16 protein-coding genes are annotated in these 13145 nt (G+C 64.1%); 6 read left to right on the forward strand and 10 right to left on the reverse strand.

Going from position 1 to position 13145, the window contains the following annotated elements; translation table 11 throughout:
* Positions 1 to 30 precede the first annotated feature (30 nt).
* On the reverse strand, positions 31 to 1317 hold the full coding sequence (locus FFS68_RS07275; RefSeq protein ID WP_137752519.1) for a cytochrome b/b6: 1287 nt from the start codon (positions 1315 to 1317) through the stop codon (positions 31 to 33).
* 13 nt (positions 1318 to 1330) lie between these two features.
* A complete protein-coding gene (petA, locus tag FFS68_RS07280) occupies positions 1331 to 1888 on the reverse strand; it encodes a ubiquinol-cytochrome c reductase iron-sulfur subunit (protein WP_137752520.1) in 558 nt (185 codons plus the stop codon).
* A gap of 222 nt (positions 1889 to 2110) precedes the next feature.
* Here petA and FFS68_RS07285 point away from each other — a divergent pair, with 222 nt between their 5' ends.
* Together FFS68_RS07285 and hemF are read left to right on the forward strand one after the other, a co-directional pair.
* Positions 2111 to 2569, forward strand: coding sequence for a tRNA (cytidine(34)-2'-O)-methyltransferase (locus tag FFS68_RS07285; RefSeq protein ID WP_137752611.1), 459 nt, complete (start codon positions 2111 to 2113; stop codon positions 2567 to 2569).
* On the forward strand, positions 2566 to 3426 hold the full coding sequence (gene hemF, locus FFS68_RS07290) for an oxygen-dependent coproporphyrinogen oxidase (RefSeq protein WP_137752521.1): 861 nt from the start codon (positions 2566 to 2568) through the stop codon (positions 3424 to 3426). Before FFS68_RS07285 ends, hemF begins: the two co-directional genes overlap by 4 nt.
* Positions 3427 to 3484: 58 nt before the next feature.
* Here the strand turns inward: hemF and FFS68_RS07295 are convergent, their stop codons facing one another.
* Positions 3485 to 4444: a glycerophosphoryl diester phosphodiesterase membrane domain-containing protein gene (locus FFS68_RS07295; protein WP_137752522.1), complete on the reverse strand. Its 960-nt coding sequence runs from the start codon at positions 4442 to 4444 to the stop codon at positions 3485 to 3487.
* 51 nt (positions 4445 to 4495) lie between these two features.
* Positions 4496 to 5311: a hypothetical protein gene (locus tag FFS68_RS07300; protein ID WP_137752523.1), complete on the reverse strand. Its 816-nt coding sequence runs from the start codon at positions 5309 to 5311 to the stop codon at positions 4496 to 4498.
* Between the two features lie 134 nt (positions 5312 to 5445).
* Between FFS68_RS07300 and lipB the strand changes: the two genes are divergently transcribed.
* Both lipB and FFS68_RS07310 read left to right on the forward strand, forming a co-directional pair.
* Complete coding sequence (gene lipB, locus FFS68_RS07305; RefSeq protein ID WP_137752524.1) at positions 5446 to 6099, forward strand: lipoyl(octanoyl) transferase LipB; 654 nt, start codon at positions 5446 to 5448, stop codon at positions 6097 to 6099.
* A gap of 9 nt (positions 6100 to 6108) precedes the next feature.
* Positions 6109 to 6450 (forward strand): hypothetical protein, encoded by a 342-nt coding sequence (locus tag FFS68_RS07310; protein ID WP_137752525.1) that lies wholly within the window; start codon positions 6109 to 6111, stop codon positions 6448 to 6450.
* A gap of 9 nt (positions 6451 to 6459) precedes the next feature.
* Here FFS68_RS07310 and queE read toward each other — a convergent pair whose 3' ends face one another.
* The 6 genes from queE to FFS68_RS07340 all read right to left on the reverse strand — a co-directional run bounded on the left by queE (position 6460) and on the right by FFS68_RS07340 (position 11576).
* Positions 6460 to 7092: a 7-carboxy-7-deazaguanine synthase gene (gene queE, locus FFS68_RS07315; RefSeq protein WP_137752526.1), complete on the reverse strand. Its 633-nt coding sequence runs from the start codon at positions 7090 to 7092 to the stop codon at positions 6460 to 6462.
* Positions 7093 to 7095: 3 nt separating this feature from the next.
* Positions 7096 to 7788 carry a 7-cyano-7-deazaguanine synthase QueC gene (gene queC, locus FFS68_RS07320; protein ID WP_137752527.1) on the reverse strand — a complete coding sequence of 231 codons (693 nt, stop codon included), beginning with the start codon at positions 7786 to 7788 and terminating at the stop codon, positions 7096 to 7098.
* Positions 7789 to 7984: 196 nt separating this feature from the next.
* Positions 7985 to 8389: a hypothetical protein gene (locus tag FFS68_RS07325; RefSeq protein WP_137752528.1), complete on the reverse strand. Its 405-nt coding sequence runs from the start codon at positions 8387 to 8389 to the stop codon at positions 7985 to 7987.
* A gap of 116 nt (positions 8390 to 8505) precedes the next feature.
* Complete coding sequence (locus tag FFS68_RS07330; protein ID WP_249340061.1) at positions 8506 to 9423, reverse strand: Hsp33 family molecular chaperone HslO; 918 nt, start codon at positions 9421 to 9423, stop codon at positions 8506 to 8508.
* Positions 9424 to 9433: 10 nt separating this feature from the next.
* The gene (gene argF / locus FFS68_RS07335; protein ID WP_137752613.1) at positions 9434 to 10360 is read right to left on the reverse strand and encodes an ornithine carbamoyltransferase; all 927 of its coding nucleotides are present in this window, start codon (positions 10358 to 10360) and stop codon (positions 9434 to 9436) included.
* Positions 10361 to 10388: 28 nt separating this feature from the next.
* Positions 10389 to 11576, reverse strand: coding sequence for an aspartate aminotransferase family protein (locus FFS68_RS07340; protein WP_137752529.1), 1188 nt, complete (start codon positions 11574 to 11576; stop codon positions 10389 to 10391).
* Positions 11577 to 11814: 238 nt separating this feature from the next.
* Here FFS68_RS07340 and FFS68_RS07345 point away from each other — a divergent pair, with 238 nt between their 5' ends.
* Positions 11815 to 12162 carry an amino acid ABC transporter substrate-binding protein gene (locus tag FFS68_RS07345; RefSeq protein WP_137752530.1) on the forward strand — a complete coding sequence of 116 codons (348 nt, stop codon included), beginning with the start codon at positions 11815 to 11817 and terminating at the stop codon, positions 12160 to 12162.
* The gene (locus FFS68_RS07350) at positions 12159 to 13064 is read left to right on the forward strand and encodes a cation diffusion facilitator family transporter (RefSeq protein WP_137752531.1); all 906 of its coding nucleotides are present in this window, start codon (positions 12159 to 12161) and stop codon (positions 13062 to 13064) included. Before FFS68_RS07345 ends, FFS68_RS07350 begins: the two co-directional genes overlap by 4 nt.
* The last annotated feature ends 81 nt before the right edge of the window (positions 13065 to 13145 follow it).

Genomic DNA, 13145 nt, shown 5'->3' on the forward strand with positions numbered 1-13145 from the left:
GCTGTATCAGCTCCTGTTAAAGTCTGGCGCTCAGGCCGCTGCCGGACCCGACGCGGCGTCGGGGGCATGTTTGGCAAGAACCGCTTCGGTGATCGAATTCGGCATCGGCAGCGGACGTTCGATCCGCGAGACGATGGGCAGAATGACCAGGAAGTGGGCGAAATAATAGATCGCGCCGAGCTGGCTGAGGATCACCCACGGCTGTTCGGCGGGCTGCATGCCGCACCAACCGAGGAGCAGCACGTCGGCGACGAGCACCCAGAAGAACCAGCGATACAGCGGGCGATAGGTCGACGACTTCACCGGCGAACTGTCGAGCCAGGGCAGGAAGAACAGCAGCGCGATCGATGCGAACATCGCGATGACGCCCCACAGCTTCGCGTCGATCCACAGGAAGTTGAAGGTGAAGGCCTTCAAAATCGCGTAGAAGGGCAGGAAATACCATTCGGGAACGATATGCGCCGGCGTCGACAGCGAGTTCGCCGGGATATAGTTATCGGCGTGGCCCAGCATGTTCGGGCTGAAGAAGGTCAGCGCGACGAAGATCAGCAGGAAGACGCCGAGTCCGAAGCCGTCCTTCGCGGTGTAGTAAGGGTGGAACGGGACGGTGTCCTGCTCGTCCTTCACCTCGATGCCCGTCGGGTTGTTCGACCCAGGGATGTGCAGCGCCCAGATGTGCAGGATGATCACACCCAAAATCACGAACGGCAGCAGATAGTGCAGCGAGAAGAAGCGGTTGAGCGTCGCATTGTCGGGGACAAAGCCGCCAAGCAGCCACTGCCGAACCGGCTCGCCGACTAGCGGGATCGCCGAGAAGAAGCCGGTGATCACCTGCGCGCCCCAAAAGCTCATCTGGCCCCACGGCAGCACATATCCCATGAACGCGGTCGCCATCATCAGCAGGAAGATCACGACGCCAAGCAGCCACACCATTTCGCGCGGCGCCTTGTACGACCCGTAATAAAGACCGCGGAAAATGTGCAGATAGACGACGATGAAGAACATGCTCGCGCCGTTCATATGCGCGTAGCGAATGAACCAGCCGGCGTTCACGTCGCGCATGATATGCTCGACCGAATTGAACGCGACCCCGACGTTGGCGGAATAATGCATCGCCAGCACGATCCCGGTGATGATCTGCATCATCAGCGCGGCACCGGCAAGGACGCCGAAGTTCCAGAAATAGTTGAGGTTGCGCGGGACGGGATAACCGGGGCCGGTGGCGTTATACACCAGGCGCGGGATCGGCAGCTTCTCGTCCATCCACTTCATCAGCGGATGCGTCGGCTCATAGGGTTTGGCCCAGGGAAAGCTCATCTTATCTCGCTCCTCAGCCGATCGTCACGACGGTGTCGCTGTTGAATTCATACGGCGGCACGACCAGGTTGGTCGGCGCCGGACCTTTGCGGATGCGCGCCGCGGTGTCGTAATGCGAACCATGGCACGGGCAGAAATAACCGCCGAAATCGCCCTTGTTCTCACCTTCCGCAGCGCCGAGCGGCACGCAGCCAAGGTGGGTGCACACGCCCAAAGTGATCAGCCAGTTTTCCTTGCCCGGCTTGGTGCGCTCGTCGATCGTCTGCGGATCACGGAGATCGCTGAGCGGCACGGCCTTCGCCTCGGCGATTTCCTTTGCCACCAGGTTGCGCACGAACACCGGCTGCTTGCGCCAGCTGGTCTTGATCGCCTGACCGGGCTGGATCGCCGAAATGTCGATTTCGGTCGTCGACAGCGCGAGGACGTCGGCCGACGGGTTCATCTGATTGACCAGCGGCAGCACCACTGCCACCGCGCCAACCCCGGCGAAACTCACTGCCGCAATATTGATGAAGTCGCGGCGTCGCACGCCATCTTCGATGCCTGCATTGAGTTCGGATTCACTGGCCATTCGACTGCCCTTGCATGGGTGAACTGACAAAGTTCTCGGAAAGTCGGGCCGCCCTGCAGCGCGCGCACGAAAGGACGCGCCCCGGCGGCCCCTCCGGGAATTGCGGGCCTGATAGCCGCACATCCGGGGCTTGCCAACAGGCAATTTCCGCTTCTTGCGCCGCACCATCGTATGGCCGCGAAGCCCCTCGATTCCACAAGCGTGCGCCGCTATGGCAAGGCGATGGAAATCGCCCTGTTTCAGCCGGATATCGCCGGCAATGTCGGCACGACCTTGCGTACCGCCGCCTGTTTTGGCGTGCCCGCGCATATTATCGAGCCATGCGGTTTTCCCTTCTCCGACGGCGCGTTGAAACGCGCCGGAATGGACTATGCGGTGCGCGCCAATGTCCGCCGTCACGCCGACTGGAACGGCTTTTGCGACTGGAGCGCCGGGGCCGGACGACGGTTGGTGCTGCTCACCACTGCGGGGGCGACGCCCCTGCCCGACTTCGCCTTCATGCCCGATGACGTGCTGCTGCTCGGCGCCGAATCCTCGGGCGTGCCGCAATATGTCCATGACGCGGTGGCCGCGCGGGTCGCGATTCCGATGCAGGCGGGTTTTCGCTCCTTGAATGTCGCGGTCGCGGCTGGCATCGCGCTCGCCGAAGCGCTCAGGCAAACGAAAGGCTTTCCGGCATGATCTCGCTCGATCCGCAACAACAGACGGCGCGCAGCTGGTTCGAATCGCTGCGCGACCGGATATGCGCCGAATTTGAAGCGATCGAGGCGGAGGCGGGCAGTGACGCGCGCTTTGCCTATACGCCATGGGACCGCGAGGCCGACGGGCTGGCGCCGGGTGACGGCGGCGGCGGCGTGCGCGGGGTGATGACGGGCAAAGTGTTCGAGAAGGTCGGCGTGAATGTGTCGACCGTCGGCGGCCAGTTCGCCCCCGATTTCGCCGCATCGATCCACGGCGCCGGCGAGGATCCCAGCTTTTTCGCGACCGGGATCAGCCTGGTGGCGCATATGGCGAACCCACATGTCCCCGCAGTGCATATGAACACGCGCTTCCTGGTCACGACCAAGCGCTGGTTCGGCGGCGGCGCCGACCTTAACCCCCCGATTCCCTACAGGCAAGACACCGACGCCTTCCACGCGCGGCTGCGCGCCGCCTGCGCGCCTTTCGGTCCCGACGTCTATGAACGCTACGCCAAATGGGCCGAAGATTATTTCTACATCCCGCACCGCGGCGTCCACCGCGGCGTCGGCGGCATCTTTTACGATCACCTCGAATGCGGCGACGATGCCGAATATGACCGCAATTTCCAGCTGACCCGGGCGGTCGGTGAGGCGTTCCTCGACGTCTTTCCGCAAATCGTCCGGCGCCGGATGAACCAGAGCTTCAGCGACGCCGACCGCGAGGAACAGCTGATCTGGCGCGGCCGTTATGCCGAATTCAACCTGGTCTATGACCGCGGCACGTTGTTCGGGCTCAAGACCGGCGGCAACATCGACGCGATCCTGATGAGCCTGCCGCCGCTCGCCAAATGGAGCTGAAATGCAAAAGGGCGCCCCGTTACCGGCGCGCCCTTTCGTCTCCTCGCCAATCAACGCCTCAGGTGAAGACCTGGCTCACATCGTCCTGCCCCAGCGCGCGATAGATGCCCGCGGGAATGGCGACGGTGAAATAGGCCATCGGGATGCTGATCAGAATGGTCATCAGGATCACCGTGCCAAAGCCCGGAACCCCGCCGCCCATCACCAGCGACTGAAACGCCGAACCGACGATCAGCCCCAGAATGATGGCGATCACCAGGATCACAGCGCCGATCAGCAGGAAATAGCCGGCGATCCGCCATTGGCCTTCGGACGTCATCGCCCAGCTGCGCTTCATCGCCTCGAACGGCAGATACTCCTCGCGGTCCGCCATCGACGGCGCGGTGCAGCACAGCCGCGCCGCCAGCCACAGCAGCAGCACGGCGACCAGCACCATGATCAGGATGCCAAGGCCGCCACTCGCACCGCCGCCGCCGAACATCGGCGCCATCGAACTGAGCGCGAACGAGCCGAACACCGCCAGCAGCAGGAACAGGATGGCCAAAAAGCCGAATAGCGCCGGATACATGATGACGAAGCACAGCATCAGCAACAGGATGAACGGCAACGCCACCCATGGCGAGATCGCATAAGCGAGCAGGCCCGCAACGATCAGCGTTCCGATCAACAGCCCGACCAGCACCAGCGCCGCGATCATGCCAAAGCGCAAACCGCCCGCCAGATCGTCGGCGTTCGCCCCGACGCCGAGCCGCCACGAGGTGAAATAGCTGCCGAACTGCAGGACATAGGACAACAGCGACACGACAAGGATGCCCATGCCCATGCCGGCCATCATCGACGGATCCGCCATCATCGCCGGGTTGAGCGCGTTGGCCATCGGATTGCCCACGATGACCCACTGCAGCGCAAGCGGAATTATGATGCCAACCGCGATCAGCGCGATCGCATGATTGGCGGCGTGGCCACTGAAAAAACTGGTCGCACTGGACCAGGCCTGACCGATACTGAACCGATTCATTTTCGTTTCTCCCCCTATCGAAACCAGTGATTTCCGCTCAAACGACCCCTCTTATCGAAATGTCTCCTGCGCTCCCGCCATCGACAACTGGCGATAGGTGGCACCGGTGATCGCCAGCGACACCAGCGAACCGATTGTACCGACGATCGCCTCGACCAGCCCGACGACCATCTTGCCAGCCCCCTCGCCGCTTCCGGCAACGATACCGATCACGCCGCCGATGATCAGCGCGGTGATCACGAAAACGATGATGACTAGGAACATGAACAGGAAAATGCGCCAGCCATTGCCCTTGGTCACCGCCAGGCTGCCCTGTACGGCCGAAAGCGGATTATAGACCGTCTGGTCGGCGATGATCGGCGATATGACCGCAAAACGACCCCAGAAATAGGCCGCCAAACCAACAAACAGGACCAGCCCCACAACCAGCAGCAACCCGCCGCCGACGCCGCCAAGGCCGATGCCCGGCAACAGCAACAGCAGCACGGCCGCGCCGAGCATGACGATCAGCAACAGCTGCACCGCGATCATCGTCGGCACCATTTTCAGCGCAAAAATCAGCGCGTCGCCGACACTTGTGCCGGTCCGCGACAGCCAGAGCCGCAGGATACCGACGCCGCCCACCGCGGCAATCACCCCGATCAACAGTTGATAGGGCAACATTTCGCGTCCCATTTGCTGGAACGCCGCCATGATCTGTTCCATCGACGCCCCCGCCGCAGGCTCGATCGGCGCCGGGCCGAACCAGCTCATCGCCAGATTGGGCAGGAACAGAAACACCGCGGCGATCGTGCCGGTCAGGGGCAGATGCGAACGCAACAGGACCATCGTGTCGTCCCATGCCGCGCCCATGTCGAATTTTACCATTGATACCCCGTCATTTTTTGTGCCCCGATTGGGGGGAAAGTGACGATCTTCGCGCCCGATGTCCAGCCCCGTCGCCGCGGCACCATTCGCCGCCCCTTGCGCGCGGCGCGCCGGCAAGGCAGGAAGCCGGCGCGATGCGCAGCCTGCCGCCCCCCCAATGGATCCTGTCCACCGGCCTGACCGACTATGCCGCGGCGCTTGCCGACATGGACGCGCGGGCAGCCGCGATCCACACCGGCAGCGGCGACGAACGGATCTGGCTGCTCGAACATCCGCCGCTCTACACCGCCGGAACCAGCGCCGATCCCGCCGAACTGCTCGATCCGCGCTTCCCCGTTTATGATGCGGGCCGCGGCGGACGTTATACCTATCATGGCCCCGGCCAGCGGGTCGGCTATGTCCAGCTGGACCTGTCGCAGCGCGGCCGCGATGTACGCGCCTATGTGTCGGCGCTCGAAGGCTGGGTGATCGATGCGCTGGCGCTGCTGGGGGTCGAGGCGCGGCGTGCCGAGGGTCGCATCGGCATCTGGACCGACGACCAGAACGGCCGCGAGGCAAAGATCGGCGCGATCGGGGTGCGGGTGAAGCGCTGGGTGACGCTGCACGGATTTTCGCTCAACGTCGCGCCCGATCTGGCGCATTTCGGCGGCATCGTTCCCTGCGGCATCGCCGAATTTCCGGTCACCAGCCTCGCCGCGCTCGGCAAATCGGCGTCCTTCGCCGACGTCGATGCCGCGCTCGCCCGCGCCCTGCCCGCCTTTCTCGACAAGCTGAGGCCGAGCGATTAGGAACGGCGCATGATCCGCAATATTTCCGCTTCGCTTCTGCTCCTTGCCCTCGCCGCCTGCGGCAGCGGCGACCCCGCGGGCAAATCGACCACCAAACTCGACGCGGTCGAGGTGCAGCCGGGATCGGTCAGCGATTCGATGATCATCCTCGATGATGCCGTCGTCGATGGCACCGCGGTCGACAACAGCGTTCCCGACGACGGCACCAGGAAAGCGACGGCAAAGTCGGACGCCGACAGTCCGGACGAAGAAACCACCGACGCCGAAGCGGAAGAAAATCCCGACGCCGTCCCCGTCCCCGCCCTGAAAAAGGCGATCACCACCGACGCCCCCGCCAAAAAGGGCGACTAGCGAAGGCGATCAGCGCAGCCCCAGGCTTTTGTGGGTTTGCAGCGACAGCCGCCAGCGCGGGTCGGCCATCACCAGATCGATGCAGTGCTGGACATTCGCGGTGGCGTTCGGATCGTCGAGCGGCTGAACCAGCCGATGGGTAAAGTCGAGCGCCGCGAGCCGCGCGACGTCGCTGCCCGGCTGCGGCCACACCAGTTTCAGTTCGTCGCCGCTCATCTGGACCAGATTGCTGCCCGCCTTGGGGCTGACGCAAATCCAATCGATGCTGCGCGGCACCGCCAACGTCCCGTTGGTCTCGATCGCGATCGTAAAGCCCTGCGCGTGGAGCGCATCGATCAGCGCCGCATCGACCTGCAACATCGGTTCGCCGCCGGTCAGCACGACATAACGATCGTCGTCGCCCTGCCCCCAGCTTTCGGCGATCACCGCCGCGAGTGCCGCGGCGCCCGCGTATTTGCCGCCCAGCGTCCCGTCGGTGCCGACAAAATCGGTATCGCAGAATTTGCAGATCGCTTTGGCGCGATCCTGCTCGCGCCCCGTCCATAAGTTGCAACCGGCAAAGCGGCAGAACACCGCCCGGCGCCCCGCCTGCGCGCCTTCGCCTTGCAGGGTCAGGAAAATCTCTTTGACCGCGTATGTCACCGGTCAGGCGCCTGCGGCATAGCGCGTCGGGTCGGTCAGCCCCGCGTCGGCAAACCCTTTGCTCCGCAAGCGGCAGCTATCGCAATATCCGCAATGCAGCCCCGCAGGCGTCGGGTCATAACACGACCAGCTCATCCCCGCGTCCATCCCCAGCCGCGCCGCTTCCGCCGCAATGTCGGCCTTGGTCATGTGCTGAAGCGGAGCGTGGATGTGGAAATCGACGCCTTGGTCGCCGTCGCGGGTCGCGAGCCGCGCCAGATTTTCGAATCCGGCGATGAAATCGGGCCGACAATCGGGATAGCCCGAATAATCGAGCGCATTGACCCCGATGACGATGTCCTGCGCCCGCCGCGCTTCGGCCAGTCCCAGCGTCAGCGACAGGAAGATCAGGTTGCGTGCCGGCACGTAAGTAACCGGCACATCGCTGCCGACTCCGTCCTTCGGCACGTCGATATCGGCGGTCAGCGCCGAACCGCCGAACCGGCGCAGGTCGAGCGGCAGGACGATATGTTCGGCCGCGCCGACATAGGCTGCAATCCGCGCCGCCGATTCGAGTTCGACGCGGTGGCGCTGGTTATAATCGATCGTCAGCGCGACGATGCGCGCCCCGGCCTCGCGCGCGAGCCCCGCGCACACCATCGAATCGAGCCCGCCCGACAACAGGACGATCAGGGTTTTTCCGGCAACATCGTGCATCGGCGCCCGATACGCCCGCTCTGATAGCGGCGCAAGGGGCCGCCTGCTGCGGCGCACCAAAAGAAATGGGCCGCGCGACGTTGGTCACACGGCCCAGTGCGGCATGTAAGCCGTTAGGGAGAAGGACACACATCGGTGTGCCACCCCTCCCGATTAACGCAGGATGGTTAACAACCGCTTAGCGCCGCAAAGTCTTTCAGCACGGCCCCGCGCGGCGCGCTTCGATCGCCTGCGAAAAGGGTTTGCCGTCGGCAATGCCCTGGGTGTCGATCTGGACCAGCCGGTTCGTTTCGCTGCGGATGCTGGTGCGGCCGTGGCCGGCGCCAGGGCAGGTGTAATGCACCGTGACCGAATTCGGCGTGTCTTCGATAATATAACGCGAGCAATTTGCCCGCGGATGCTGGATCTGGATCATCCGGCGCGCATCGCCGACGCAAACGGTTTGCAACACCGCGTCGCTGCCGCGTTCGCGCAGCTGCCAGCTGCCCTTTTCCAGCCGGTCGAGCATCGCCAGCGACGGCGCCTGCGCTGGCACCGCCGTAGCGCCCGCCACAGCGGACGCGGCAAGAGTGCATCGTAAAATGGGAAAAAAGATCGCCATTATCACCTATCCATCGGACGCCCGAATGCGGGCGGGAATGCGACCCCGTTTCGATAGAGATAACAATCGCGCACGGGCATTTCAACCGCTTGGCGCTGGACTAGACCGTTTCGTCGTCAATCTGGCACAGAAATCTCACCCAGCGGGATCGGAAAAATGCGCGAGCAGAAGGCGCAATCGACGACGATCTGTCCGCTTTCGTCGGCCATATCCACCCGCTCGGTTTCCGGAAACTGCGCGAGCACGCCAGCGAAATAATCGGTGCTGCAACGGCAACCACGCGACACTGCGACACCCGGCTCGACCCGCACCTCATCCTCATGAAACAGCCGCCACGCCAGCGTTTCCAGCGAATGAGCGGGGTCGGTCAGTTCCTCGGGCTTCAACGTCGCGGCAATCGTCCGCGCATGGTCCCATTCGGGATTGTCGTGGCGGACGTGCAGCCGGTCGCGGCCGACCTCGCCCTCGGGCAGATGCTGGAGCAGCAAGCCGCCAGCGACGCACCCCGCCTCGGCATCGTGCCGCGCGGCCAGGCGGATCAGGCTCGAAATCTGTTCGGACTGCTCGAAATAATGTTCGGCCGCCTCGCCGATCGACGCGCCTTCGAGCGGGACGATGCCCTGATAACGCTCCGCCGTCGCCGTCTGGTCGAAAGTGATCGCCAGAAAACCCTCGCCGAACAGCGCGAACAGCGTCGGGTCGGGACCGACCGCGGCGAGCCGTTCGGCATCGAATTTCAAATAACCGCGCAGCTCGCCGCCGCGGTAATCGCACACCAGCAATTCGACGGGGCCACCGCCGGTCTGCGCCTGCAACGTCATCTGCCCGCCATCGGCCTTCAGTGTCGAGCCGAGCAGTACGGTCAGCACCAGTGCTTCGGCGAGCAGTTTCTCGGCCACCGGCGGGTAGCTGTGCGCCGCCATGATCGTATTGAGCACGGGGCCCAGCCGCACAAACCGTCCGCGCACATGACGCGCGGCGATCGTGAAGACCAGAGGCTGGTCGAACCAGGTTTCGATAATTTCGTCGCTCACAATTCCGAACTCACAGCTTGCCCAGCGCCCAGAGCAGGATCGATTTCTGCGCGTGGACGCGGTTCTCGGCCTCGTCCCACACCCGCGACTGCGGCCCGTCGATCACCGCATCGACAACCTCGTCGCCGCGATGCGCGGGCAGGCAATGCAGGAAGATCGCGTCGCCCTTGGCGCCCGCCATCAACCGCTCGTCGACCTGGAACGGCGCCATCGCCGCGACCTTGTTATGGGCATGATCCTGCCCCATCGACACCCAGGTGTCGGTGACGACCAGATCGGCGTCGGCAACCGCTGAGCGCGCGTCGGCCACGACGTCGATGCGAACACCCTTGGCGCGCGCCGCCTCGACGAACGACGCGTCGGGTTCATAACCCTGCGGGCAACCCGCACGGACGTTGAAACCGAACAGCCCCGCCGCCTCGATCAGCGACGACAGCACATTGTTGCCGTCGCCGAGCCAGGCGAGCTCCAGCCCCGGCAGCGCCTTGCCCTGTTCGACGATCGTCAGCAGGTCGGCGACGATCTGGCAGGGATGCGACAGGTCGGTCAGGCCGTTGATCACCGGGACGCTCGCATATGCGGCGAGCTCCTCGATCTTGGCATGATCGTCGGTGCGGATCATGATCGCGTCGGCATAGCGCGACAGCACCCGCGCCGTGTCGGCGATCGTCTCGCCGCGGCCAAGCTGGGTTGTCCCCGCGTCGAGGATCATCGGCACCCCGCCCAGCTGGCGGATCGCGATGTCGAACGACGCGCGCGTCCGCGTCGAATTCTTTTCGAACACCATTGCCAGCACATGATCGGCGAGCGGCGCGTCGGCGTCGCGTTTCGCCTTCGGCCAGCCGGTGCGCGCCGCCTTGCGGTCGATCGCGTCGGCGATCATCGCCGCGACGGCATCGCCGCCCGCGTCGGACAGATTCAGGAAATTCGGCATCAGGCCCCTCCGTTCGCCGCGAACGGAATCATCAGGATTCCGGCGGCGTGTAGCTCGCCGCGCCCGCTGACAATTTCTCGACGAATTCGTCGATATGGCTCTGTTCGATGTTGAGCGGCGGCAGCACGCGCACGACATTTTCGCCCGCCGCGACGGTCAGCAGCCCGTGATTATCGCGCAGATGTGCGACAAAGGCGCGGCTGTCCGACTTGAGCTTGAGCCCGAGCATCAACCCCATGCCGCGTACGCTTTCAAACAGATGGTCATGGTTCGGGATCAGCTGTTCGAGCGCGCCGCGCAGCCGTTCGCCGGTCGCCTTGACCTGATCGAGAAAGCCTTCCTCCAGCACGACATCGAGGACCGCCTGCCCGGCGGCGCAGGCCAGCGGGTTGCCGCCATAGGTCGAGCCATGGGTGCCGATGACCATCCCGCGCGCGGCTTTTTCGGTCGCAAGGCACGCACCCATCGGAAAGCCGCCGCCGATACCCTTGGCGCTCGCCATGATGTCGGGGGTGACGCCGAATTCCTGATAGGCATAGAGCGAACCGGTGCGCGCGACGCCGCACTGGACTTCGTCGAACACCAGCATCAGGTCGCGGTCGTTACAGATGTCGCGCAGTCCCTGCAGGAACGGCTGCGACGCGGGGCGGATGCCGCCCTCGCCCTGAATCGGTTCGATCAGGAAACCCGCCGTATTGTCGTCGACCAGGTCGAGCGCGGCGTTCAGATCGTCGAACGGCGCATAGGTGAAACCGGGAAGCAGCGGATCGAAACCCTTGCGCAGCTTTTCCTGATTGGTCGCCGAAATCGTCCCCAACGTGCGGCCGTGAAACGCATTGTTGAAGGTGATCAGATTATGCTTTTCGGGATTGCCCGCGCTCGAATGATAGGCGCGCGCGGTCTTGATCGCACATTCGACGGCTTCGGCGCCCGAGTTGGTCAGGAACACCGTGTCGGCAAACGTGTTGTCGACCAGCCGCGCCGCATAAGCCTCACCCTGCGGGCTGCCATACAGGTTCGACACATGCATCAGCGTCGCGGCCTGCTCCTGAATCGCCTTGGTCAGATGCGGATGACCATGGCCCAGCAAGTTGACGGCGATGCCGCTCGCGAAGTCCAGATAACGCTCGCCGCGCTCGCCGATCAGATAGGCGCCCTCGCCGCGCACCGGACGCACACCGCACCGGGGGTAAACGGGCATCAGCGGCGTGATCGACATGGCAGGCACCTTTCAGGAAAAAGTAAAAAGGCGACCCTTGCGCGGGCCGCCCTTGGTCGGACCGACCCTATACTGCCGCAGCGCAAGGCGCGTCAACACAGGCGCACACCGTGCAACCAAGCAAAGGCGCTTGCGTTCGCGGTGGATGAAACCCCAGCTTTGGCCTCTTCTTATTGCCCTCCCCGCCCTCACCGGCTGCAGTGCTTTGCCGCGCGATGCGTCGGGGACCAGCGAGCGGATGACGCGGACCGGCGAAATGCGGATCGTGGTCCTGCCCACGACTCCCGACGCCGCACCGGCGCTCGCGGTGCTCGGCAGCTATGCAAAGCGTCACGACGCGCGGCTGACCCGCACGTCCGGACACGGCGAACATGCCCTGCACTGGCTGGAGGAAGGCAAGGTCGATGCGGTCGTCGGTCATTTCGCCAAGACATCGCCATGGCAGGCCGAGGTCGCGCTATCCAAACCTGTTGGGCGCCGCGAACCCCATGATGCCACGCAGCCCGTTCTCCGCATCGCCCGGCGCAACGGTGAGAACGCGCTCATCCTCGCAACCGACCGCGCGATCGCCGAGATGACGAAATGAGCCTGCACGGCGGCATTCCTTCAGCGATCGCCGCCGACGTGCGGCACGGCGAGCGGCTCGAATGGTGGACGCTCGGCTGGATGACGAGCGTCGTGATCGTCATGGGGCTCGTCATGGGCAGCAGTCAGGCGATGAAGGCCGCAGTGATCGAGGATCTGCTCAGCCTGATCCCCGCGGTCGTTTTCCTGCTGTCCACCCATTGGGAACGCAAGCATTCCGATCCGCGCTTCCCTTTCGGCTATCGCCGCGCCAACAGCCTTGCCTTTCTGGTTGCCGCCACGGCGTTGCTCTCGGTCGGCGGCTTCCTCGCTTATGAAAGCGTCACGACGCTGGTGCGGCAGGAGCATCCGACCGTCGGCGGCATTACGCTGTTCGGCCACACGGTCTGGCTCGGTTGGCTGATGATCGCCGCGCTCGCCTATTCGGTGGTGCCGCCGATGATCCTCGGTCATCTGAAGCACCCAATCGCGACCCGCATCCGCGACAAGGTGCTGCATACCGACGCGCTGATGCAAAAGGCCGACTGGCAGACGGGGCTTGCCGGCATCGCCGGAATCATCGGCATCGGCCTCGGCTGGTGGTGGGCCGATGCTGCCGCGGCGCTGTTCATTTCGCTGTCGATCATCAAGGATGCGATCGGCGCGTTGGAAAAAGCCGTCGCCGAGCTACTCGACGGCACCCCGCGCGCGCTTGATACCGACGCGATGTCCGAAGACGCCGAACTATTGACCACGGCGCTCAAAGCGCATTTCGGCGACGTCGAAGTCCGGTTGCGCGAGACGGGCCGCTATATTGCCGCCGAAGTCGATTGTGCATCGCCGAGCGTCGTCCCAACCGCCGAAGATCTGCTCGGCAAGGAACTGGCTTGGCGGCTCGCGAGCCTGACGTTCCGACCCATATGACATCTCGTCATTGCGAGCAAAGCGAAGCAATCCAGAGTGTGACAAGCCGCTCTGGATTGCTTCGCTTCGCTCGCAATGACG

This window comes from Sphingopyxis sp. L1A2A (assembly GCF_005502465.1).
GTDB lineage: Bacteria > Pseudomonadota > Alphaproteobacteria > Sphingomonadales > Sphingomonadaceae > Sphingopyxis.